The organism is Arthrobacter sp. StoSoilB13, assembly GCF_019977255.1.
GTDB lineage: Bacteria > Actinomycetota > Actinomycetes > Actinomycetales > Micrococcaceae > Arthrobacter.
The window spans coordinates 540,821-563,818 of record NZ_AP024649.1 but is presented as its reverse complement, the minus strand read 5'-3'; the positions used below and the strand labels follow the sequence as shown (position 1 = coordinate 563,818).

The 22,998-nt window shown below is 62.6% G+C and carries 23 protein-coding genes and 1 pseudogene; 7 read left to right on the top strand and 17 right to left on the bottom strand.

All coding sequences use genetic code 11. From position 1 onward, the window contains the following. Positions 1 to 169 precede the first annotated feature (169 nt). On the top strand, positions 170 to 1,111 hold the full coding sequence (locus LDP01_RS21200; RefSeq protein WP_224094042.1) for a LysR family transcriptional regulator: 942 nt from the start codon (positions 170 to 172) through the stop codon (positions 1,109 to 1,111). 42 nt (positions 1,112 to 1,153) lie between these two features. Here the strand turns inward: LDP01_RS21200 and LDP01_RS21195 are convergent, their stop codons facing one another. The 4 genes from LDP01_RS21195 to LDP01_RS21180 all read right to left on the bottom strand — a co-directional run bounded on the left by LDP01_RS21195 (position 1,154) and on the right by LDP01_RS21180 (position 5,592). Further along, positions 1,154 to 2,632: a C-glycoside deglycosidase beta subunit domain-containing protein gene (locus LDP01_RS21195; protein WP_224094041.1), complete on the bottom strand. Its 1,479-nt coding sequence runs from the start codon at positions 2,630 to 2,632 to the stop codon at positions 1,154 to 1,156. Positions 2,633 to 2,657: 25 nt separating this feature from the next. Continuing rightward, positions 2,658 to 3,953: a C-glycoside deglycosidase beta subunit domain-containing protein gene (locus LDP01_RS21190; protein WP_224094040.1), complete on the bottom strand. Its 1,296-nt coding sequence runs from the start codon at positions 3,951 to 3,953 to the stop codon at positions 2,658 to 2,660. 91 nt (positions 3,954 to 4,044) lie between these two features. Continuing rightward, complete coding sequence (locus LDP01_RS21185) at positions 4,045 to 4,968, bottom strand: NADP-dependent oxidoreductase (protein WP_224094039.1); 924 nt, start codon at positions 4,966 to 4,968, stop codon at positions 4,045 to 4,047. Positions 4,969 to 5,019: 51 nt separating this feature from the next. After that, on the bottom strand, positions 5,020 to 5,592 hold the full coding sequence (locus tag LDP01_RS21180) for a TetR/AcrR family transcriptional regulator (protein ID WP_224094038.1): 573 nt from the start codon (positions 5,590 to 5,592) through the stop codon (positions 5,020 to 5,022). Between the two features lie 98 nt (positions 5,593 to 5,690). Here LDP01_RS21180 and LDP01_RS21175 point away from each other — a divergent pair, with 98 nt between their 5' ends. The 3 genes from LDP01_RS21175 to LDP01_RS24035 all read left to right on the top strand — a co-directional run bounded on the left by LDP01_RS21175 (position 5,691) and on the right by LDP01_RS24035 (position 7,580). Beyond that, positions 5,691 to 6,119, top strand: coding sequence for an MFS transporter (locus LDP01_RS21175; protein WP_224094037.1), 429 nt, complete (start codon positions 5,691 to 5,693; stop codon positions 6,117 to 6,119). A gap of 31 nt (positions 6,120 to 6,150) precedes the next feature. Next, positions 6,151 to 6,969 (top strand): hypothetical protein, encoded by an 819-nt coding sequence (locus tag LDP01_RS21170; RefSeq protein WP_224094035.1) that lies wholly within the window; start codon positions 6,151 to 6,153, stop codon positions 6,967 to 6,969. A 179-nt stretch (positions 6,970 to 7,148) separates the two neighbouring features. After that, the gene (locus LDP01_RS24035) at positions 7,149 to 7,580 is read left to right on the top strand and encodes a DUF4440 domain-containing protein (RefSeq protein WP_224095108.1); all 432 of its coding nucleotides are present in this window, start codon (positions 7,149 to 7,151) and stop codon (positions 7,578 to 7,580) included. 42 nt (positions 7,581 to 7,622) lie between these two features. Here LDP01_RS24035 and LDP01_RS21160 read toward each other — a convergent pair. From LDP01_RS21160 to LDP01_RS21130, 7 genes and pseudogenes are all read right to left on the bottom strand, one after another. After that, positions 7,623 to 8,972: pseudogene (locus LDP01_RS21160) on the bottom strand (MFS transporter); the annotation flags it as partial. 280 nt (positions 8,973 to 9,252) lie between these two features. Continuing rightward, complete coding sequence (locus tag LDP01_RS21155) at positions 9,253 to 10,542, bottom strand: adenylosuccinate synthase (RefSeq protein ID WP_224094034.1); 1,290 nt, start codon at positions 10,540 to 10,542, stop codon at positions 9,253 to 9,255. Between the two features lie 226 nt (positions 10,543 to 10,768). Next, positions 10,769 to 11,302, bottom strand: a complete 534-nt coding sequence (locus LDP01_RS21150) for a hypothetical protein (RefSeq protein WP_224094033.1) — start codon at positions 11,300 to 11,302, stop codon at positions 10,769 to 10,771. After that, positions 11,299 to 11,985 carry a hypothetical protein gene (locus tag LDP01_RS21145; RefSeq protein ID WP_224094032.1) on the bottom strand — a complete coding sequence of 229 codons (687 nt, stop codon included), beginning with the start codon at positions 11,983 to 11,985 and terminating at the stop codon, positions 11,299 to 11,301. Before LDP01_RS21145 ends, LDP01_RS21150 begins: the two co-directional genes overlap by 4 nt. Next, positions 11,972 to 12,511 (bottom strand): signal peptidase I, encoded by a 540-nt coding sequence (locus LDP01_RS21140; RefSeq protein WP_224094031.1) that lies wholly within the window; start codon positions 12,509 to 12,511, stop codon positions 11,972 to 11,974. Before LDP01_RS21140 ends, LDP01_RS21145 begins: the two co-directional genes overlap by 14 nt. Beyond that, on the bottom strand, positions 12,508 to 13,167 hold the full coding sequence (locus tag LDP01_RS21135; RefSeq protein WP_224094030.1) for a SipW-dependent-type signal peptide-containing protein: 660 nt from the start codon (positions 13,165 to 13,167) through the stop codon (positions 12,508 to 12,510). Before LDP01_RS21135 ends, LDP01_RS21140 begins: the two co-directional genes overlap by 4 nt. Before the next feature lie 3 nt (positions 13,168 to 13,170). Beyond that, positions 13,171 to 13,788, bottom strand: a complete 618-nt coding sequence (locus LDP01_RS21130) for a SipW-dependent-type signal peptide-containing protein (protein ID WP_224094029.1) — start codon at positions 13,786 to 13,788, stop codon at positions 13,171 to 13,173. A 384-nt stretch (positions 13,789 to 14,172) separates the two neighbouring features. Between LDP01_RS21130 and LDP01_RS21125 the strand changes: the two genes are divergently transcribed. Further along, a complete protein-coding gene (locus tag LDP01_RS21125) occupies positions 14,173 to 14,805 on the top strand; it encodes a uracil-DNA glycosylase family protein (RefSeq protein WP_224094028.1) in 633 nt (210 codons plus the stop codon). Between the two features lie 364 nt (positions 14,806 to 15,169). Here LDP01_RS21125 and LDP01_RS21120 read toward each other — a convergent pair whose 3' ends face one another. The 5 genes from LDP01_RS21120 to LDP01_RS21100 form a co-directional block, all read right to left on the bottom strand. Further along, positions 15,170 to 15,592, bottom strand: a complete 423-nt coding sequence (locus LDP01_RS21120) for a DUF3151 domain-containing protein (RefSeq protein WP_224094027.1) — start codon at positions 15,590 to 15,592, stop codon at positions 15,170 to 15,172. Further along, a complete protein-coding gene (gene fbaA, locus LDP01_RS21115; RefSeq protein WP_224094026.1) occupies positions 15,592 to 16,611 on the bottom strand; it encodes a class II fructose-bisphosphate aldolase in 1,020 nt (339 codons plus the stop codon). Before fbaA ends, LDP01_RS21120 begins: the two co-directional genes overlap by 1 nt. 178 nt (positions 16,612 to 16,789) lie before the next feature. After that, positions 16,790 to 17,722, bottom strand: coding sequence for an endonuclease domain-containing protein (locus LDP01_RS21110; RefSeq protein WP_224094024.1), 933 nt, complete (start codon positions 17,720 to 17,722; stop codon positions 16,790 to 16,792). Positions 17,723 to 17,854: 132 nt separating this feature from the next. After that, positions 17,855 to 18,541, bottom strand: coding sequence for a TrmH family RNA methyltransferase (locus tag LDP01_RS21105; RefSeq protein WP_224094022.1), 687 nt, complete (start codon positions 18,539 to 18,541; stop codon positions 17,855 to 17,857). 81 nt (positions 18,542 to 18,622) lie between these two features. Then, a complete protein-coding gene (locus LDP01_RS21100) occupies positions 18,623 to 19,879 on the bottom strand; it encodes a hypothetical protein (protein ID WP_224094020.1) in 1,257 nt (418 codons plus the stop codon). A 301-nt stretch (positions 19,880 to 20,180) separates the two neighbouring features. On the opposite strand from LDP01_RS21100, the gene LDP01_RS21095 reads away from it, so the two are divergent. Together LDP01_RS21095 and LDP01_RS21090 are read left to right on the top strand one after the other, a co-directional pair. Further along, entirely contained in the window at positions 20,181 to 21,011 is an 831-nt protein-coding gene (locus LDP01_RS21095; RefSeq protein WP_223935648.1) for an HAD-IIA family hydrolase, read from the top strand. Between the two features lie 18 nt (positions 21,012 to 21,029). Further along, on the top strand, positions 21,030 to 21,767 hold the full coding sequence (locus LDP01_RS21090; RefSeq protein WP_224094018.1) for a tyrosine-protein phosphatase: 738 nt from the start codon (positions 21,030 to 21,032) through the stop codon (positions 21,765 to 21,767). Positions 21,768 to 21,855: 88 nt separating this feature from the next. Here the strand turns inward: LDP01_RS21090 and LDP01_RS21085 are convergent, their stop codons facing one another. Then, positions 21,856 to 22,920 carry an alpha/beta hydrolase gene (locus tag LDP01_RS21085; RefSeq protein ID WP_224094016.1) on the bottom strand — a complete coding sequence of 355 codons (1,065 nt, stop codon included), beginning with the start codon at positions 22,918 to 22,920 and terminating at the stop codon, positions 21,856 to 21,858. Positions 22,921 to 22,998: the final 78 nt, after the last annotated feature.

The window sequence follows — 22,998 nt, the reverse complement described above, 5'->3', positions numbered from 1 at the left end:
TAAGTATTTCGGATGCCGCACATAAGTACGGCTGTTTCGGGTAAAGGCATGACCCGCGTATCTCTGTGAGGCGCTCCAGGTCCACAGCGGAAACGTCATCAGGGCCGTGGATACACTGGTCCTGCTACGCCTTCTGTTTCCCAAGGCCCCGACTCAAAGGATTGCCGTCGTGACGGACCACGCCCTGCTTTCCAGGCTCGACCTCAACCTGCTGACGTCCCTGGATGCCCTCATTACCGAACGCAGCGTGACCCGTGCGGCCGAGCGCCTGCATTTGAGCCAGCCAGCCTTGAGTGCTTCATTGGCCCGCCTCAGGAACCACTTTGGCGATCCGATCCTTGCCCGCCGGGGGAACACCTACGAGCTAACCCCGTTCGCCCTAAGGCTGGCCGAGCACACCACATTGGCCCTCGACGCCGCCCGCCGCGTCTTCGAGAGCCAAGCCAGCTGGGAACCGAATGAATCGGCGCGGGAGTTTTCCATCTATGGATCGGACTACGGTTTCACCACGGTTGGACGGGTTGTTTCGGAACTCGCAGCAGAGCGTGCCCCTGGAGTCCGCTTCCGGTTCATGCTTCACAATCCCGTGGTAGTCGAGGACGCCGCCAACCGCTTGAGGGCGGCAGACGGCATGGTGATTCCCCACGGGATCCTCACGGGCCTCCCGTTCGTGGATTTGTGGCGCGACGATTGGCTTGCCGTAGTTTCAGAAACCAACCAGGAAGTGGGCGAGGAGGTCTCCATGGACAACATCGCCAACCTGCCGTGGGTCATGACCTATCAGTCGCGCTCAGCATTCACGTCCGCCGAGCGCCAAATTCAGCAGTTGGGCATTGAGCCGCGCGTGGAAGTAGTAGTGGAGAGTTTCCAAGCACTCCCCCACTTCGTCGCAGGAACAAACAGGATCGGGCTCATCCAGGCAGCCCTTGCCCCCATTGCCCGTCGCTTGGGCGGCGTCCGGATCCTGCCGCTGCCGTTTCCGGCAACACCGTTGGTCAACGCCCTGTGGTGGCATCCCGTCCACAACGCCGACTCCGAGCACATTTGGATGCGCGGCCTCTTCGAAGAAGCCGCCGCGATCGTCGCTGCCGAAACCGAGCCCAAAGCGTAGAGCCCGGCCGGAGAACCGGCCGGGCTGCAGGGAGCTCGTGCGTCAGACCTTGGCCACCGCGGCACGCATGCTGCGCCTGATGAGGTCATGCTGCTTCCGAACCAGCAGTAAGGGATCCACCTCACCCAACTCGGCGAAGGCATGCCCTTCCCATTCACTGGACCAATAGCCCCGGTACCCGCCTTCCACGAACACGCGGACGAGTTCCGGGTAATCGATGGCGGGTTCGTTGCCGTCGTCGTCGATGTCGTAGAACTTCGCGTGCACGTGCATGATCTGCGGCATGATGTCCGCCCAATCGCCCGGGCTGACATGTCCGTGCATATTGAAAGCGAGGTGCGCGAAGGAGCCGAGCCGGGCGGGATCAAAGTCCCGGCTCCGGAGGTACCCGATGAACTCTTCCTGGCGCTCCCGCATTGAGGCATCCGTGGACCAGATGGCCTGCAGGCGCTCCAGCGCTTCTTCATCCAGTCCGGCCCGCGAAACGGCCCGCAACAATGTTGGAGACATGCTGTGCATGGTGGAAGAAAAATCGGCCACGAAGCCCAGCAAAGGAGAATCCAATTCGTCGTAAACGTCCCGGACTTTCATGATCTCGGGGGAATTCGGACCCAAGGGAGCATGAATCTCGTACGCCAGCTTGAGCTCCAATTGTTCGGCAAGAGGGAGCAGGCGGCGCAGCAGCTCCGGCTTGGCACTCTGGATCCGGACCAGCGGGAATCCCAGCTTCTTTGCCCCGCGGAAGAGCGTCTCCGTAAATTCGTATTCTTCGTCCGGCGTCATATCGCGGTCCCGACGGCGGCCCATGTCCAGGTTGGCACCGAAGGAGCTGGCGTCAAAACCGTGTTTGTCGAAGGCTGCATGCCAGGACTTGGCGAAGTCATCGCTCACTGTGGGGTAAGTGGGCAGCACCTGGGAAGCGACAATTTCGATGCCGGGTCCGATTCCGAGATCCGCCACCCTGTTCAGCAACCCATCGAAGTCGTACCATCCTGCCCGGAACTCCGCACTCGCCGAGTAGAGGGTCAACCCCAAGGAGAACGGATCCTGGTCCGCTTTCGGCGGTGGTGGCGTGACCGGCGTCGTGGTTTCAGGCGCGGGTGCGTCGCGGTCCACAACCGTCAGCTCAAGGGCCTGGCTGACGAAGTTGGGCACGTACATACCCGGCCCGCCATCCTGTCCAGCCGCGATCTGCATGTATGGAAGGCGCAGCTCACCGAAGATTCGGATGGCGTGCCGCTCCCCCAGTTCCACAGGTACCGGCCGACGCGCAATAAGGCGCGGGTGCTCCTGCAGGAACCACAGAGTTTCAGCTTGCGCCGGAAGTTCCGCCAGGGCGTAGGTCTTTCCGCCAAGCTCGAAGGAGAGGTCCTGCTGCGGAACCTCCTCACCGTCCACTGTCAGCTTCATGGTGGAGACGGATGAGAGCCAGAGGCTCCGGTACCAGGGAAGGGTCAGCGACAAAGCGAGGCCTTCGGGGTGGGCTCGCAAGCTGTCTTCTTGAATCAGTCCGTTGGGCATTTGTTTCTTCTCTTACTTTGGGTGGTCAGGCGAGTTCGGATGCGATCTTGCGGATCAGCGAATGCTGGCGGCGAACCTGCTCAATGGAGCGCCAGGGTGTCCTCTCGCCCTCGTACTCGCTGGACAAGTAGCCGTTGTATCCAGCGTCGTTCAGGGCCTTGAGGACGGGACGCCACGGAATCTGCTGGTCTTCCAGGTGTTCATCGATGTCGTGGAACTTGGCTTGGACAAACACGACGTACTGCGCGACGTCGGCAAAGTCTGCCGGATCCACTCCGATGCCGTCGAGGAAGGCAGGCCTGGTTTCCCTGGTCTCACCCTCCCGCAACGGGATGGGCCGGTCCTGGAAGATTCCAGTGTCGATCAACAGGCCAAAGTTCTTGGTTCCCGTACGCTCGATGAGGGCAATGTAATCGTCCACCACCGGGTGCTTGATGGGCGTGGGCGAGTGGATTTCGGGGCAGATAACCACCCCCAGTTCATGGGCAAGATCCAGGGAACGCTCCACGGACCCGGTCCAGATGGGGTCCGGGATCAGGTCGCTGGAGACAACTCCGATCTTGGGACGGACGAAACCAAAGCCCAGACGGTTGGCCAGCCTCAGGTCACGCTGCAACGCGGCGGCACCCTCCTGGGCAGTCATGTGCCGGCCGGGATGTAGCCGCGTATCGATCCACGAGCCGTAATTGGTCGGCTCGAGCGAGTACTTCTCCAGCAAGGCGAACCACTGGTCAATCCAGGCGGCCGTGGGCTCCGGATAGTTGGGCACATGGCCCTCCCCCAAAATCTCGACGCCGGTGGCGCCGGTATCTGCCACCGCCGCCAAGGCGGTTTCAAGGTCCAGGACCGTTCCGTAGTCATGCATGAAGCTGTAGAGGGATACGCCATATTGGAACACGCCGCCTCCGCCGCCTTCCGGCGCCAGCGTGATGTGCCGGGAAGCGCGGTGGACAGTTGGCTGATGCTCGATCGGGATGTAGGACATGCGGAGCTTCAACTCGATATGCACATCATGGACCCCTTGCGGGAGGCCTCCCTCCAACGGCACAGTCACCGTTGCGGCTTCCTCCAGCTGCCAGCGCACCCCTTCGCTCGCCCAGAGTTCGCGGAGGGTGTATGTCTTCCCGCCCAGGGTCCAGAGCGGAACCTCGGCAGGTACGTCCACATGGTTTCCTACCCTGACGGAGATGCCGTCGATGAGGGAGGCAGCCATGCCGCGATAGGAAGGCATGCGCACCCTGAACTGAAATCCAGTAACGCGGTCACCTTCGTGGACATTGCGGAAGCCAGTGGCTTGAAGGAGGTCTCGTTCAAGAAGCATCTTTGCTCTTTCCTAGGTGGGATAGGAAGAGCATAACCTACTTAGGTATGAATTGAACATAAGTAAGCTTGGATCAAACTGAACTCGCGGACTAAGACCCCACTCTTACTACGATCTTTCCGCGTGTATGTCCCTCCATGTTGAGCCGGAAGGCATCCGCAGCCTTGGCTAAGGGAAGCGTCTCCGCCACCTCTACCCGGATCCCATGTTCATCTACCAGGTCAGCGAGCTGCTGCAGTTCGGCACCGACGGGATTCACCCACATCCAGGTTCCACCATGCGCCTCCACCTCACTGTCTGCAATGGATGCATGCCGGCCTCCTTCGGACAGGACCTTCAGGGTCGCCTCGAGGTTTCCACCCACAAAGTCCGCCACGACATCAACACCATCAGGCTGCAAGGCCCGCACCCTCCCGACAAGCCCTTCACCGTACGCAACAGGTTCCGCGCCAAGCGAGCGGAGAAAGTCGTGGTTCTTTGGGGACGCTGTCGCGATGACCCTCGCGCCGAGCGCCGCGGCGATCTGAACACCGACAGATCCGACCCCGCCAGAACCGCCATGGATCAAAACCGTCTCGCCTGTTTTGAGCCCGAGACGATTGAGTACCTGGAAAGCTGTGAGCCCGGCCAAAGGAAGTCCGGCCGACTCGTTCCAATCCAGGGAGTCCGGTTTCCTGGCGAGAAGCCGCTCCGGGAGCGCAATGTATTCAGCAAAACTTCCGCCGTGAACGTAGTCCTTGCGGCCATAGGCAATGACCTCATCCCCGGGCTGAAATTGCGGGGCGTCAATTCCCACCGATTCCACAACGCCTGCCACGTCCCAGCCCGGAATGGCCGGGAACTGAAGGTCCATGAAGGAGTCCAGGTAGCCGGCCATGATCTTCCAGTCGACCGGATTTACCGACGCCGCCTTCACCTTCACCAGGACCATGCCTGGACCCACTTTGGGCATCGGCTGATCAGTCAGCTCCAGGACGTCCGGGTTTCCATACTCGCTATAGGTAATTGCCTTCATGGTTAGCGACAACCGCCTGCTCCGCGAGCCTATTCCTATCGGAGCCCAAAGTCAGAGGGCGCGGGGTGCGTTTTCCAGAACCATGGAAGCCAGCTCCTTGGCCAACCGGACAGCCCCCGGCTGGGCGTCCAGGTGCGAATTGGAGACCGCCCCGTCATAGAGCAGGCGGATGCGCGCTGCGACATCTGCTGGATCGGCAAACCGAGCCTCTTCGCAGAGCGAGAGGATTGCGTCGGAAAGCCAACCGCGAAACGTTTTCAGGGCTTCAGCCTCGACGCTTCCCGGAAGGGCTTCTGCGTTGGCATTGGCAAACGGACAACCTTTGTATCCGGGCGAGGTCACCGCTTCGTGAAGGGAGTCAAAGATGGCCAGCAATTTCGCCGTGGGCTCGCCGAGCCCGGCCTGATGCCTGGCTATGCGTTCGCGCCGTTGACGGTCGCGACCCTCCAGGTAGGCGGCAACAAGATCGTCCTTGCCCGAAAAATTGTAGAAGAGCGAGCCCTTGGCTACGCCTGCCTCTTCGATGAGGCGGTCAATGCCAACGGTGTGGACACCCTCGGCATAAAACAACTTGTCTGCGGCGTCGAGGAGACGCTGCCGAGCCGGAAGCTTGGTGGAGGCCATACACAAAGCATATCAGACAGATCTGTCTAAAATTTCTTGACTTTATTGCACAGACCTGTCTAACTGGCATTAGACCGTTCTGTCTAAGGAGTCTTCACTTGTCCCGTACATTGTCACCATCCCGTACTACGCGGCCGCCCCGCACTTTTCCAGCCAAAGCGGCTTTCCCCGGGCTTGCGTTGGTCTTCGCCGCATTCTTTTTCGCGGCCGGGGCACCCACGCCATTGCTCTCGCTCCGCCAACAGGAGTGGGGCTTTTCGGCCGGCACCCTTAGCCTCGCCTTCGCCATCTACGCAATAGGCCTGTTGGCAGCGCTGCTGGTGGGAGGCTCACTTTCGGATCACCTTGGCAGGCGTCCCGTCATGCTGATTGCGCTCTACACCGAGCTGATTGCCATGATCGCCTTCATGGTTGCATCCACCATTACCTGGGTAATCATCGCCCGGGCCCCTCCAAGGAATCGCCACCGGCATTGCGACCGGCGCATTCAACGCAGCCATCGCCGAGCAGGCACCGTCCCACCTTAAGAAGCTCGCTGGCGGCCTTGCGGGCGCGTCAGTGGCTGGTGGTCTTGGCATTGGAGCCCTCGTAACAGGCGCCGCGGTTCAGTTCACAGCGGACGCCAACTTGCTCATTTTCGCCATTCTCACCGGCGTAATGATCCTCGGCATCGTCTTTGTCAGCTTCACCTCCGAGACGGCAGTGAAACGCCCAGGTGCAGTCCGTTCCCTCACCCCGCGCCTGAGCATTCCCGGCAAAATACGCCGAGAGTTCGCCGCAGGCCTCCCCCTTCACATCGCCGGGTGGATGTTTCCAGCCTTCTTCCTTGGCCTCTCGCCAGTGCTGCTCCGGCTCCACTTTGCGCTGGACGGTGGCCTGGTGGCGGGTTTCACCGCTTTCCTTGGCCCGTTCTCAGCCGCGGTGGCAACCTTTGCATTTGGCCGCCATCCCGCCCGACACAGCTCACTGGCCGGGGTCTCCTTCATTCTGCTCGGGATCCTGGCGGTCCTCTTCGGAATCAATGCAACCTGGCTGCCCGCGGTCTGGATTGGGGCAGTACTGGGCGGAATTGGGTTCGGCGGATCGTTCGGTGGACAGATCCGGCTGATCGCACCGCACATTCAGCCGCATCAGCGCGCGGGCGTATTCGCCAGCATTTACGCGGCCGCCTACCTTGCCTTCAGTCTGCCAGTTATCATCGCCGGCCAACTCGCACCCGTGTGGGGCCTCGTGCCAACTTTGCTGGCGTACGGAGTGACCCTCTCTGCCTTCGCTGCCGTGGGCATCGTCATCCAAGCGGTGCTGTTGAAGTCTGAGTCCACTCCCAAGCCTGCCCCGGCGCGATCCACCGTGACGGCCAGCAGCCGGCCGGATTAATACCTGCCGCCGACTTTGTGGGAGTACGACGGCGGGCGGCCGCTCATCAGCGCAACGCCGCCTGCCGCCGTCGAGCGTTCCAAGCCGGATGCTTCACGTCCGTTGACCGGCCGTTTCCGTTGACTCGCCGTTGCTGAGGGAGGACGCTGTGAGAAACCCGCCCTTGTGAAGGAGGAACCATGGATCCCCGGGAGGAATTCCTTGCATGGGCTGAACCTGCCCTGCATGCTGCGGAGGCCGCTCTTGTCACTGGGGACCCCTCGCGCCGCATTGAAATGTGGTCCCACCGGGAGCCAGTAAGCCTGTTTGGAGCAGTGGGCGTCTCCACCACAGGGTGGACCCAGCTGGAACCGACATTTCGGCGAGTAGCAGCCCGGCTTGCAGGAGGCCGAGACGTCACGTTGGACGTTATGGCGTTCGACGTCGTGGGAGACATGGCGTACACCGCCGCCATAGTCCGCTTCACCGGCACAATTGACGGAAGCGCTCCCCGCCCGTTCGCTCTTCGAGCCACCAGCGTCTTCCGACGCGAGGAAGGTGAATGGAAAGTCATCCACGAACACACCGACTTCGTCAGCCCGGAAGACACGCTGCCCAGCGGCCCGTCCTAATCCTGCGAGGGCGCAACGACGGTCTTGGCAGCTGCCTGGGGCCGTGATGGAACTGTCCGCCTTGGAGGGCATGGCGACGACGGCAATGACCGTAAGCACGGCACTCACCAGCACGGCCAGGAAGACAGCGGTGGAAGCGGACACCGTTGTTTGCGGATCGGGGCCGCCGCTGGGGCCGCCTGCATAAATGGCATTGGCGATCGCACCGTAAACGGCCACACCAATCGAACTACCGATGGAACGGGCAAAAAGATTCGTGCCGGTGACTACCCCGCGTTCGTTCCACTCAACGCTCGACTGCGCCGCGATCAGGCTCGGCGTCGCGACCAACCCGAGTCCCAGGCCAACAATGAAGCAGGCCACGGCCACCAACAACACGTTGGGTGATGAGGCGGTGAGGGCAAGCACGGCAGCGCCGATGACCGTCACGGAAATACCGATCAAAGCCGTCCTTCGGAACCCGATCCGGAGGTAGAACCGGCCAGCCTGGGACGCGCTGATTGGCCAGCCGATCGTCAAGGCTGCCAAAGCGAGTCCGGCAAACACCGGGGAAGTCGCCAGCGCTCCTTCAAGGAACGTTGGGACGTATGAGGTGAGACCAAGCATGGCTGCGCCGACGCCAAAGGAGATCAACGCCGTCGTCACCAGTAGCCGGCGGGAAACAACCCACGGTGGGAGGACAGGCTCAGCCGCCTTCTTTTCCACGAAGAGGAAGGCGATGAACGCCAAGGCCCCGACGGCAAAAACCGTGATGCTTATGGAGGAGTTCCAAGGCCAGGCTTGGCCGCCCTCAAGCGCTCCCAGGATGAGCAGGCTTAGAGAGACCGTCAGGAGCCCTGCTCCCAGGTAATCGACCCGGTGTTTCGTCCGGTCGACGTTCTCATGGAATGTGCGGACCAGCATCCATCCCGCCAGAAGACACAGCGGGACGTTGATGAAGAAGATCCAGCGCCAGATGCCAAGCGAGGAAAAAATGCCACCCAGCGTCGGTCCCACCACGGAAGAAACGGCCCAGACGCTCGCGAGGTAGCCTTGGACTTTCGCCCGCTCAGCGAGCGTGTAAATATCCCCGGCGATAGTAATCGACACCGGCTGCACGGCTCCGGCGCCCAGGCCCTGAAACACACGGAAAGCGATGAGGGCGGGCATGCTCCAAGCCAGCCCGCACAAGATGGAACCCAGGAGGAACAGGCCGATGCCGCTGAGGATGATCGGCTTGCGGCCTACGACGTCAGACAGTTTGGCGTAGACGGGCACGGAGACGGCCTGCGCCAACAGGTACGCCGAAAAGAGCCAGGGAAAAGACGTGAAACCGCCGATGTCATCCACAATCGACGGCACCGCCGTGGCAACTATCGTCGCATCAATGGCTACCAGCCCGGTCGAGAGCATTAGGGCAATGAGGATCGGTCCACGGCGGGAACGGAACCCGACTCCGTCGGCAGTAGTTTCTGTAGTCACTTATCCCGTCCCGTCGTCATCTCGGCGTGTTCGCGAACATAGCTTTCGGCCCCGAATGGCGTAACGGCGAGGGCCGCCGAAATAGTCCCGGGGCACGAACCGGAACGCCCTCCGTCGATCAGCGGAGGGCTGGCAATAACGACGGCGGGCCATCCGCTGGCTCCAACGTGGAACCGGGGATGACCCGCCGTCGTCGTAAATTCAGTAAGAATCAGTCGTTGATTAGATCGTGAACCACGATGGTCTGGTCCCGGTCAGGGCCGACGCCGATGGCCGAGAAGCGCGTACCGGAGAGTTTTTCCAAGGCCAGCACGTAGTTGCGGGCGTTCTCCGGAAGGTCTTCGAGCGTGCGGGCGCCGGTGATGTCCTCGGTCCAGCCGTCGAAGTACTCGAAGATCGGAACTGCGTGGTGGAACTCGGTCTGCGTCATGGGCATTTCGTCGTGGCGGACGCCGTCAACATCGTAGGCAACGCAAACCGGGATCTGCTCGATGCCCGTGAGGACGTCCAGCTTGGTCACGAAGTAGTCCGTGAAGCCGTTGACGCGGGAAGCATGGCGGGCAAGGACGGCGTCGTACCAACCGCAGCGGCGGGGACGGCCGGTGTTCACACCAAACTCGCCGCCGGTCTTCTGCAGGTAGACGCCCATCTCGTCGAAGAGTTCCGTGGGGAACGGGCCAGCGCCAACGCGTGTGGTGTAGGCCTTGATGATGCCGATGGAACGGGAAATCCGCGTGGGGCCAATGCCCGAGCCAACGGAAGCACCGCCCGCCGTCGGGTTGGATGAGGTGACGAACGGGTACGTGCCGTGGTCAACGTCCAGGAACGTGGCCTGGCCACCTTCCATGAGTACAACCTTGCCCTCGTCCAACGCGTTGTTCAGTTCGAGCGTGCTGTCGATGACCAGCGGGCGCAGGCGCTCAGCGAAGGAGAGGAAGTACTCAACGATCTCGTCCACCACGATGTCTCGGCGGTTGTAGACCTTGACCAGGAGTTCATTCTTCTGGCGCAGCGAACCTTCCACCTTCTGGCGGAGGATGGATTCGTCGAACACGTCCTGGACGCGGATGCCCAGGCGGGCCACCTTGTCCATGTAAGCCGGACCGATGCCACGGCCCGTGGTACCGATGGCACGGCTGCCCAGGAAGCGCTCCGTGACCTTGTCCAGGACCTGGTGGTACGGCGCAACAAGGTGTGCGTTGGCCGAAACGCGCAGGCGGGACGTGTCCGCGCCACGGGCCTCAAGGCCGTCAATTTCCTGGAAGAGTGCCTCGAGGTTCACCACGCAGCCGTTGCCAATAATGGGAATGGCATTGGGGCTCAGAATGCCCGCGGGAAGGAGCTTCAGCTCATACTTCTCACCGCCAACCACCACGGTGTGCCCGGCGTTGTTACCGCCGTTGGGCTTGACCACGTAGTCAACACGGCCACCGAGCAGATCGGTAGCTTTGCCTTTGCCTTCGTCGCCCCACTGGGCTCCGACGATCACGATAGCGGGCATGGGATCCTCCCCCATTCTTTCGGGCGAGACCAAGCCGGATGGCCAGGACTCGACGCCGTACATGAGAATGCCCCGACCTACCGGTGCAGCCTGCCGCGGGCGGCGGCGTACGCAAGAGTTTCGGGGCTCTTACCAGCCAAGTTTAGCCGATGGGGCTTCAAACTCTGGCGTCAAGAAGCCTTTCGAGGACGTTTTGCCCAAGTTTTGGAGTACCCGGGATGACCATTCAGAGATTGGTGCAGGATCCTCCGATGCCGGCGACCAGGCCTGCATTGGCCCTGACCGACACGGGCGTGGACTTCCACCCGGCCGCTGAGATGTAGATATCCACTTGAAACTGCGTGTTGAATCCAAGAATGCCGCCGAGGAGTGTGGCCGGAATGTCCGTGGTGTAGCCGGCTGAAGAGCCAGTGGTATTCGCAGTTCCCGGATATCCCTGGAGTGTGGTCACGGTGGATCCTGCCGTGATCAGGTGAACATCAATGACGGCGTCCGTCAGGTTTGGGTATGTGGCCGGGGGTTTCCAAAAGACCCTGACGTAAGCGCCGGCGCCGAGGAGCGTCGCGTGATATTCGCAAGGCCCATTCAACGTGGCCGGGGGAATCGTGATGGTCCCGAAGCTGCCCCTGCCGAATTCGCTCCGCTGCCAGGACGCATCGGTCATGGGCGGCGGGCTTGAGGCGGAGATGAGCAGGGACGGGAAGATCAGCAGGGACAAGGCTACTGCCACGGAACGCAGCCGGCCGGGCCGCTTCTTCATGCCTGCGCTCCGCGCAAGCGGGCAAGAGCGAAGCCTGTGGCTACCGCAAGCAGGCCCAGCATCGCGGCGCCACCCAGCCTGGCACCGGTATCGGCCAAGCCAATGGACGACGGCGGCCCGCCCGGACCCGCGGTGACCGCACCGGGGACGGAATCTCCAGCCGCGTCGCCCGAACCAAGAACGCCCAGCACAATCTGTGTGCGGCCACCTTGGAACTCTGCGGGAACGTCCTCCGTGAGCGCCGCGCTCACAAGGATGTGCGATCCGTTGGACCAGGTGCTGCCATCTTTCATGAGGTCGATCCTCAAGCCCTCGGCGAGATGCAGGCCCGTGGGCTCAAGCAAGCTCCGTTCACCGCTCGCGCACATGGCGCCGTTCCATGGCTGTTCACAGGAGCGCAATTGCACGCTGAGGTAGTCCCGGAGTCCCCTGGATTCACTATCCGGGCCTGCAGTTTCGGTCGGCTGGATCCACACTTCCAGCAAACCGGCGCCCTCACCCCGCGCATGCACGTCCACCGCCCAATCCGCTGTCCCACCAGGGGTGAGACGGTGCACCTCCCCGGTCGGACCGGCGTCGAGCTCCAACCAACCGGAAGGTCCTTCCTGGGCGTTGGCTGGTACGGCAGCACACAACAGGAGAGCGAGCAGCCCGGTAAGGGCCCCCAACCTAGGCAGCAGCATGTTGCCCTCTTTTGCGGCGCTGGCCGCGCCGGGATCCGTTTCGAGGCCACAGCACCCAACTCACCAGCGCCGCTACGCAGACCGTGGTTGCGCCCAACACCACCGGGTTGGCCGCTGCAGCCAAGGGATACGCCAGACCGGGGACGGACCAGAGCACAATCCGGACCCGCTCCACGACGTAGGGCGCCGGATCAGCCTCGGCGTTGGCGTCGCCTTTCATGGTGATAGTGCGGGCAGTTCCCTCCGCAGGCCCAACGCTCTGGATCCTGTGCGTGATGGGCAGCTTTCCGGGCCGGTCCACCGTAACAACGTCACCTGTTTTGATCTCGGCAGCCGGAATCTCGCGGACCACGGCCAGCGAACCTGCGGGGATAGTGGGAGACATGGAGCCGGTTTTGAACAGGATCAGGGTGATGTTGAACGCCACCGCGAGAACCACTGCGATAAGGCAGACAGCGCCGCCCGCGGCAGCGAGGTTCAGCAGCGTCTCCCGCAAGCGGCGCTCAAACCGGCCAGGCCGGCTCATGAGCTTGAGGTGGCAGTGAACTGCCAGGTCGCGGTTGCTGTCTGGCCCTGCAGCGCATTGTTTGCCCCCGCCGGAAGCGACACTTCAAAGCAGAAGTGCGTGGCTTCCCCCGGCAGGGTCGCAGTGGCCGCCGCCAGCGGATTGACGACGCCGACTGCCTGGCCCATGGTCAAGGGTTTGACGCCGTCGCTGCCAACCACGAAATCGGGGCTCCCACTGAACGAGGACGCCTGGCACGTGGTTGACCGCACGACCCGATACCGCAGCGCCGCACCCAGATCCGCTGTTCCAGTCCCGCTGCTGGTCACCACGGGAATCCCGAGCACCACTTCCCCCGCCACGGACTTTGCTTTGGTCCTGATAGCGAACGGCGCATAGAACACCGTGCCGGGGCTCATCGCGGTGGCATTGAACACCAAAGTGGCACCGGGTGAAACGTCGTTGGTGCTCCATGTCCCCAAGGCGTCATAAGGGCTGGTGACATTGGATTCAGTCTGGAAGACGCTTGCGCCGAATGAACTGCTTGCGAAGTCACTGTCCGTCCACGAAGCCAGGGTCACGGAGCTGCCAAGTCCCAATGCCAGGCCTCCCGCAAGCAGTGCACGGATGCGAAGAAGGACCACACCGCGCTTGGTCTTTGCTCGTCGATAGCCCATGGATCACTGCGATTGGGCGGCGAATTCCCACGTGGTTGTGCCGGTTTGGGATTGGACAAGGCCCGCATCGGCGGTAATCGTGAAGCATAGATTTACTGGCGCCCCAGGATCCGTGCCCGCTCCCTGCGCAAGCGCGAAAGTGATGCTGCCCGGCGTCGTACCCAACGTTTGGCCGGCCGTCACCAAAGTTGCCGTGACGGGTTCAGTACAGCCGAAGTCATCTGATTGGGTGAGCGAATATGTCAGGCCAGCCAGGGAACCGGTGGATGCTTTGGTTGAGACAGTGACAGTGGCGTCGTAGCTGGACGCAGCATCCAAGCGGACGGCGAATGGTGCGGTGACCACGTCTCCGGGCGAGAGATTGGTGGGGCTTGCCGTAAAGCCAAGAGTTGCCGGGCCCGTCACAGGATTCTCGCCAAACGCCGTTCCATCCGTGCTGCCCTGAAGATTGAAGGCGCCCGCCGTAAACGTGCCTTTGGCAAATTCGGAGTCGTTCCACGCGGCCAATGTGATCGCCGCACCAATTCCGAGGACCAAACCACCCGCCAGGATCGCGCGGACCTTTGGAGCCTTGCCGGGACGCTGCCCTGATTCTGGTGACGCTTCTGTTGTTGCAACCACGTTTACCCCCGAGGTAGATGATGCGAATGATGCTCGATCGAAGACTCGTACCTGGCGTCGGAGGTTCCAGAATGGGTCCCCCAAAACCATTAGCCCCAACCCATCATCTGTGCAGGTCAAAGTCAACGACCCTGACCTGCACAGATGGGTTAATGTTCAAGCTCGACAACGCCCCGGAATCCGCCTCCCGTCGTCGAGACGTTCGCCACGCTGCCGGGCAACACGCCGCGTCTCATTTGGGGGCGCGCCGAAACAGGGTGCTCCCGCGCTCATAGTCCGGTAAGGTTAGTTAGCCCCCAACAGCACCCTTTGAGGTTCGGCAGCGGCATGCCCGCGGCCCCTTGGAAAGGTGCGCGCAGTAACACCTAGGAGACCAAACCCCTGATGCAAGACCTGGCGACTGAATCACCCGAAGAACTCCTCTGGAACCGCCGCTACGAACCCCACATCGCCGAGGTCAACGGTCTGTGCGATTCCCTGAAGGAACAGAAGCCAGGCAGCGAGGTCCTCTACATCGACCCCGCCCACAGCATGGATGACTGCCGCATCGTCAGCCTTTTCTCCAACCAGCGCACCAACACCGGCGAGGGTTTCATCACCCCCGGTGACGAAGAAGCAACCACCCGGATGCTCGGCATGCAGTGGCAGTTGGGTCTCCGCCCCGAACTCATGATGCCGTGGAACGCGTACCCCTGGATCGAGCCCAACGAGGAACCGGGCAAGCTGACGCCGGCCAACATCACCGAAGGCCTCAAGCCACTCCTTCGCCTGCTTGCCATCCTGCCGCGCACTTCAGCCCTTGTGGCACACGGCAATGAGGCACACCGCCTTGCCGATCAACTGATGAAGGCCGCCCCTGCCAGCATCGCCCGCCGCGGCTTCAAGACCTTCAAGGTCCGTTCCCTTGGTGGCCGCTCCTTCGCAGGCACACCCGCCCGCCAGCAGGAATACCTTGACGCCATCCATGGCGCCTACGCCGAGGCCATGGCGCGCACGGGCATCCCGCGCAAGGCTTAGCCTCCCCCTTCGTTGCGGGGCCCGCTCTGCGCCCTTGGGACACGCCCAGGCACGCAATGCAGGCCCCACTACGCACTAACGACGGCGGCCCCCACCTTTTGGTGAGGGCCGCCGTCGTCGTTGGGGTGCTTGTGTTGGGAAGGTGAAGGCGTTAGCCGACCAGCATGCTGCGCAGGTCCCCGCACACGCCGCTGGTGGTTCCTCTGGGTCGCCCGCGCTTCGCACCCAAGTAAGTCGCATTTGTGCGCGTTTAGAAGGCTCAAAACGCGCACAAATGCGACTTACTTGGGTGGGTTTACGACGACGGCGACCCTCATCTTTTCGGTGAGGGCCGCCGTCGTCGTTTGCTTTAGTAGCGCAGGCGTTAGCTGGCCTCGATCGCTGCCTTGGCCTTCGGGTCTGAGTCGTTCAGGAACTTCTCGATCCGCTCCGGCTCTTCGGCCTCGCCAATTGCAGCTGCGGCACGACCCAGTGCGTAGAGTGCGCGCAGGAAGCCCTGGTTGGGCTCGTGCTCCCAAGGGATCGGTCCGACGCCGCGCCAACCGTTGCGGCGCAGCGAGTCCAGTCCCCGGTGATAGCCCACGCGGGCGTAAGCGTAGGAGTCGATGGTGCGGCCCTCAGCCCAGGCTTCCTCAGCGAGGATTGCCCACAGAAGAGACGACGTGGGGTTTTTCTCCACGAGGTCAAGCGCTTCCTTGCCGAGAGCCAGGTGCTGGTAAATCTCGGTTTCGGCGGGCAGGAGCGTGGGCTCCGGCCCCATCAGGTTCTTCCGGAATTCGTCGGACATTAGAAAGTCTTGCCGACCGATCCGAGCTGCTGGGCTGCTTCAACGATGCGCGCGGCCATGCCGGCTTCGGCGGAAGCGCCCCAGACGCGGGGGTCGTAGGTCTTCTTGTTGCCCATTTCGCCGTCGACCTTCAGGACGCCGTCGTAGTTGGAGAACATGTGGCCGGCAACCGGGCGGGTGAACGCGTACTGGGTGTCGGTGTCGATGTTCATCTTGATCACACCGTAGGAAACGGCGTCGGCAATTTCCTGCTCGGTGGAGCCCGAGCCGCCGTGGAACACGAGGTCGAACGGGTTGTCCTTGCCGATCTTGGCGCCAACCTCGGACTGGATCTGCTTGAGCAGCTCGGGGCGGAGCTTGACGTTGCCCGGCTTGTACACGCCGTGCACGTTGCCGAAGGTCAGGGCGGTCAGGTAACGGCCGTTTTCGCCGGCACCCAGGGCCTCGATGGTAGCGAGAGCGTCTTCGGTGGTGGTGTAGAGCTTCTCATTGATTTCGTTCTCAACGCCGTCTTCTTCGCCACCGACGGTGCCGATTTCGACCTCGAGGATGATCTTCGCGGCAGCTGCGCGCTCAAGCAGTTCGCGGCCGATGCGCAGGTTCTCGGAGAGGGTCTCGTGCGAGCCGTCCCACATGTGCGAGTTGAAGATGGGGTCCTTGCCGGCCTTGACGGCTTCCTCGGAAGCCGAGAGCAGCGGAAGAACGAAGTCTGCGAGCTTGTCCTGCGGGCAGTGGTCCGTGTGCAGGGCGATGTTGACGTTGTAGTTCTTGGCAACTTCGCGGGCGAACGCGGCGAAACCGAGGGAACCGGCAACCATGTCCTTGACCGAAGCGCCGGACCAGTAGGCTGCGCCACCGGTGGAAACCTGGACGATGCCGTCGGATTCGGCCTCGGCGAAACCGCGGATCGCAGCGTTCAGAGTCTGCGACGACGTCACGTTGACCGCGGGGAACGCGAATCCGCCAGCCTTTGCGCGGTCGATCATCTCGGAGTAAATCTCTGGGGTTGCAATGGGCATGGTGACTCCTATGCTGAATTCGTCTGTGGGTTGGTAACCCTGGAGTAGACCGCTTACGGCTAGCTCCCATCCTAGCGATATCCGCCGGGACGCCGTGTTTCGGGTCACTGGGGCTCTTAACACTTCCGCCGAGTTGGCATTTAATGACAATCCTGCGCGCTGACATTGGCATTAAGTGTCATCTCGCGCGCCAGCCACGGCTCTCCAATGCACGGCGTACCTTGTGCACGACGGCGGGTCTGTCGCCTTGGAGGTCGTGCTTGGAGATCCGGACCTCCAGCCAGCCATGCGCGAGGGACCTTTCCTGGCGCTCGATGTCCCTAAGGTGCTGGTCCGCGCTGCCATGATGTTGGCCGTCGTATTGAAGGGAGACCTTGAACTCGCGGTAGGCGGCATCCGGCCACAGCACTGGCCGGCCAAGGGCATCGCGGACAACGTGGTTGAGTGTGGGTTCCGGCAGGTTCGCATTGACCAAGAGCAGGCGCATCAGCGTCTCCGGGGCAGAATCCGCCCCCACCCGGATGAGTTCCAGTGCTGCGCGGGCCGTCCGTACGCCACGCATGCCTGGATGGCGGCGGACGATCTCCGTCAGATCCTCGATGCTGCACAGGGCTTCCTTGGGCACCGGGAAATCGGGGCCATGCGAACACACAAGGTGGTCACCGGCCACAACCAGGTCCTCCAAGGGCAGCAGCGCGGCCAAGTCCAACCACGTCCGCGCCGGCGAGGTGAGCCTGACGCCGTCGTACTCGACCACTTCTTCCGGAAGAAGCGTGAGGAGGTGTCCGGCCACGTTGACCCGCCGCGGAAAACTGAACCCCCTACGCCGGGCCAGATGAATGCGCCAATCCCCGCTGCGGTTGCCTGGCAGGGGGACACCCCAGATCCGGGCGGCGGACAAGGAAACCAGGATGGAGGAATCGTCCAGGTCCGTGTAAGCCCTCAAGGCGAATGACCCGGAAGCCTCGGACCCGGCCGGCATGCGGACTCCCCGGGAAACCACCAACAAGTCCTTCGCACGTGTCCGGGACCGCGTAACGCCGGCTTTGTCCGATGCACGCACAGAGAAGGAACCCGTGGTCAGATGTTCCGGAAGTGTCGCCCTGCGCATGCCCCATTTTGGCTCCCCTGAGCGGCCTCCGGGAGGTTATCCACAGGCTGGCTACCCACGCGCTCCGCGAGATGGCATTTGATGACAATCCGCGGCGCTTGGATTGTCATCAAATGCCATCTCGGCGGGAGGCTACGAGACCGGCTGCTGGAACACGTGCCGGCGAACCCACGCGTGCATCGCGATCGCCGCAGCCGATGCAGCATTCATGGAACGCGTGGAGCCGAACTGCTCAATGGACAACGTAGCAACAGCGGCCTCATGGACCTCGGGCGTGAGGCCCGGGCCTTCCTGCCCAAACACAAGGACGCACTTCTCCGGGAGGTCGTAGGTCTCCAGAGGCACGGAATCCGGGAAGATATCGATGCCGATCACGGCAAGCCCCTCCCCCTGCGCCCACTGGACAAAGTCCTCGACAGTGGGGTGGTGGCGAACGTGCTGGTAGCGGTCGGTGACCATGGCCCCGCGACGGTTCCACCGGCGTCGACCAATGATGTGGACCTCTTTGGCGAGGAACGCGTTGGCTGTGCGCACAACTGTTCCGATGTTGAGGTCGTGCTGCCAGTTCTCGATCGCGATGTGGAACTCGTGCCGCTTGGAATCCAGGTCCGCGACGATCGCCTCGTGCTTCCAGTACCTGTATTGATCCACCACGTTGCGGCGGTCACCATCCCTCAACAGGTCCGGATCCCAGTGCTCGCCTACCGGCCACTCGCCTTCCCAGGGCCCGACGCCGACCTCCGGTTTCGCTTCAGCCTCGCCATCCGCTGTAGGAACCTCGGAAGTGGGCAGGGCCGTGTTGGGGGGAAGGTCAGTCACCCCTCAACTTTAGCCCTGCCCGGTCGGCGCCTCTTTGCCAGGACGCCTCCTTTGCCGGGGGCGCCTCTTTGGCCCGGGCGCCTAGACCATCTTCCACTTGTTGATGCGGTACGAGTTGGCCAGCTGCTCCATCAGACCAGGGTGGGCATCCCAGTAGGTCTTGTGCCCGCTAACGCCCAGCATCTGCGGAGTTCCCCACGGTGTTACCGAGAACAGGTTGACTGCCTGGATTTCTTCCCCACGCGCATTGGTGCAGGTGAAGCCTATGACCACGGCGGCGCCACGACGGAATTCGCGGATCTCGGGCATCGAGGTCTTGAAATCCGAGGTGCACTTGTGGCCCACCAGGTTCTGGGGCAGCTCCGTGGCCGTCATGCCCTTGTAGCGGGCCTCAATATCTTCGATCGCAGCCTTGATCTCTTTCGGATCCTTGCCGAACTTGCCTTCGTCGGACTCGGCGAAGAACGCGTAAGCGAGGGCAATGCCGTCGCCGTCCGCCTCCACCGTGCCTTGGGCCTTCTTCTGGATCTCCTCCCCGGTGGTGGGGTCCTTGGTGATCCCGAAGGATTCGTCGTGGGTCCACTCGGCCAGGTACTGGAAGGACGATTCGCCCGTGACCCACTTGCTGAACAGCGGGTCGCCGTCGGCGGGGACATTGGTTGGGCCGGCGAATTCTTCCCACACGCTGGGCAGCGGGATGGCACCCTCCGGAATCTCCGAGGAGGCAGTTGCGTCGGCAGAAGGCTCGTTGGACGGCTCGGCCGCTGCGTCGGACGCTCCGTCCGAGGCGCTGGTGGAAGGCACGGGCGTCTCCACGGCCACAGGTTTGGTCACCGAAGGAATCAACCATGCGAACACGACCACCAGCGCAATGATCACGACGACGGCGATCCCGCCGAGGATCAGGAACAGCGCCTTCTTGTTGTGGTCGCCCGGGCCCTGGCTGGGTCCGCCGGGCTGACCAGGGTAGCCGGGCTGGCCGCTGGCTTGCTGGTCCGGGTAGCCGGGCTGACCAGGGTAGCCGCTGCCCGGCGGCGGGAAACCGGGCTGACCCTGCTGCGCCTGTGGGTAGCGGTGCACCGTCTCGGCGAACTCGCCGTCAGGGTGGCCCTGCTGGGTTGGGAATTGCTGCGCGGGGAGAGCCTGGGTCTGACCGTCCTGCCCAGGCGCCGCGGACTGGGTCAAAGGCGGCTGCTGCTCCTGTGCTTCCGGCCGATACATCGGCTGGGTCTGGCCCGGCTGATACTGCCGATACTGCTCCTGGCCGGTTTCGTAGCGTGGCTGCGGCACGCCGTCGGGATTGTACGGAGGCTGCGGCACTCCATTGTTGTTGCTCATGACAGGCCCTTTCAAACGTGTTGAGTACCGGCGTATCCGGGGATATCCGGTTGTCGATCCAATGCTGGGGACCTGCTGACGTGCGGCGACACAAAAAATCCACCATGTCGATCCCCCGACCCACGGTGGTGGCACGCCTGTACCGGAACAAGCGTAGTTCAGTCCGTCGAGTAGCAGGCGAGTCACGGCGGTTTTCCACATGGGTAGAACTACCCACATAGAGGAATGCCTGGGATGTTTAGCTGCTCGAATAATGAAAGACTGGGAGGCAGTGCATGACCAACCCCAGCCGGAGGCAAATATGGCAGAAGAATCCACGCCCCACACGTCCGCATCGGTGTACCGGAACGGCCACGAAATCGAATGCTGGCTCACGGACATGGACGGCGTGCTGGTTCACGAAAACCAGGCAATTCCCGGTGCAGCCGAGCTCATCCAGCGCTGGGTGGATACGTCCAAGCGCTTCCTTGTCCTGACCAACAATTCGATCTTCACCCCGCGCGACCTCGCAGCCCGCCTCCGCGCCTCCGGGCTGGAAGTTCCGGAGGAGAACATCTGGACGTCGGCGCTGGCCACGGCCCAGTTCCTCAAGGACCAGGTCCAGTCGTCTGATTCCGGCAACCGCGCCTACACCATCGGCGAGGCAGGCCTCACTACCGCCCTGCACGAAGCCGGGTTCATCCTCACGGATACCGAACCTGACTTCGTGGTGCTCGGCGAAACCCGCACCTACTCCTTCGAAGCGATCACCATGGCTGTCCGCCACATCCTGGCCGGCGCCCGTTTCATCGCAACCAATCCCGATGCCACCGGCCCTTCCAAGGACGGCCCCATGCCGGCAACGGGCGCAATCGCTGCAATGATCACCAAGGCAACGGGCCGCGAACCGTACATCGTAGGCAAGCCGAACCCCATGATGTTCCGTTCGGCCATGAACCAGATCGACGCCCATTCGGAGACCACGGCCATGATCGGCGACCGCATGGACACCGATATCGTGGCAGGAATGGAAGCCGGGCTTCACACCGTCCTGGTGCTCAGTGGCATCACCCAACGCGAAGAAATCGTGTCCTTCCCGTTCCGGCCCAACCAGATCCTGAGCTCCGTGGCCGACCTCAAGAGCCAGATCTAAAGCCAAAGGAGTCCCGTCATGGCTGTGCTCAACCTCCGTCCTCTGGCCGGTGGCCGGATACTGAGGGGGAGCCAGCCGTTTGGCCTGGATGCTGCCGCGACATCGGGGTTCCTGGCGGAGCACGGCATCCAGGCCATCATGGACCTGCGCAGCGAGCTTGAGCGTTCCTTGGTTCCGTGGTTGGTTCCGAACGGGTCCTCTCCTTCGAACGCGACCAAGCCCGACGGCGGTGGCGGGTGGACTGACGACGGTCGCCGCAAGGAAACTGTCCTGAGAGTCGAGCTCATCCATAATCCGCTGGACCCGAACGCCGTGGCCGGGTCTCTGCAGGCAGTGGAGACTCCCGAGGATCTGGGGAATATGTATCTGGGCTGGATCCGCGTCCGGCCGGAGTGGGTTGCCGATGCCCTGCGTCCTGTCGCGGAAGGCAAGCGCACGCTGGTTCATTGTTCGCTGGGCAAGGACCGGACCGGGGTGGTGTCGGCGATCGCGCTCATGGCCGCGGGCGAATCGGACGAGGCTGTGGTGAAGGATTACACGGCCACCACGCGCAACCTTCCCAACCTGCTGCAGGTCATGGCCGAGACGTGGCGGCTCCACGTCCCCTCCACACCCGCACAATATTTCAGCCCTGACCTCATGATCCTGCAGAGCCCGGAGGCGGCAATCCGGCATTTCCTGGTCGGCTTCGCACGGGAGTTCGGGGACGCCCGCGGCTTCCTGCGCGAGGCGGGGCCTCACCGCCGTCGAGGTTGAAGCGCTGCGGGGTTGAATGAGAGCCGGGTTGAATGAGAGCCGGGTTGAATGAGAGGCGCAGCCCAGCAGGAAAATCCCCGGCAATAACCTAGGCCGGCCGGATAACCCGTCCATTTGGCTCCTGGTACGACGGCTCGTCAGGTGCGGGTGGCAGCGGCTCCAGCTCATTCTGGACACGCTCCAGCAGGGGCCGGTAAACGTCGGCGCTCCATTGAGGGCTGGCGTGCGCTGGCCGGGCACCCTCCGTGCTGAGCACCGGGAGCTTCATGTTCGCCGCGAAGACCTTGCTCCACCCCGCCCGCGCGGACTCGTAATTGACCGTGTTGTCCTTGGCGTTGCCGAGGAATGCCATTTTGGCCGGGCCGATTTTGCCGGCTAAACGCAAGCCATCGAAGTGGTAGATATACGCGGACTCCGTCTGGATCAGCACGCTGGACGGGGCGATCGGCGAAAGCTGCTCCAGGCTTTGGTCCAGGATCTGCCGCCAGGTGCGTTCGTCCTTGTGCGCCACCCGCTCCCCCAGTTCATAGCCGCCGCGCAGGACTGAAGGGATGCGGAACCCGTTCTCATAAAGGAACACCACGCCGTCGAACCAGCTCTGGTCCAGCACATCAGCGCGGCTGAAGGGACTGGAATCCAGGACGATCAGCTGGGTCTGGACACCATGCAGCTCCAGCAGACGGGCGGCAACTTGCGTGGCGAGCATCCCACCGAAGCTGTGGCCATAGAAATACAGCTTCTCCAGCCCCAGCTCGCGCACGTGGAGAATGAGTTCGCGGACGATCTCATCAACGTCCAGGCCAAGGTTGGAATACCCGACGGCGGCAAGGCGGCCACGCTGGTGAAGGGCAGGTCGCAGTGAGTTCAGGATCCACTGTGCCTCTTCCCAGCTGGTTTTGTATCCGGGAAAGAGGATCCAACTGGCCTTGGGAAAGTAGAGATCCGAGTAGGAATCCGGGACGCGGAGGATCTTTGTGGCCCGCCGCTCGGCCTGCACGCGACGGGTAAACAGCATGTCTCCCGCCAACGCCAGCGAAACCCCTGCAGTGATGAGGAAGTTACGGCGCGATGTTCGCTTTATCCGGGAAACGTGGGGCAGGATCCGGGCCCAGGCAGCGGGATCGGGAGCGTCCTCTGGCCCGGATCCGGGCATGGCAGGGCCCCGGCCCCGGGAGGTTTTCGTTCACCTCCGGCGGAGCCTGGAGCTTACCTACTTGAACGTCCACGCAGC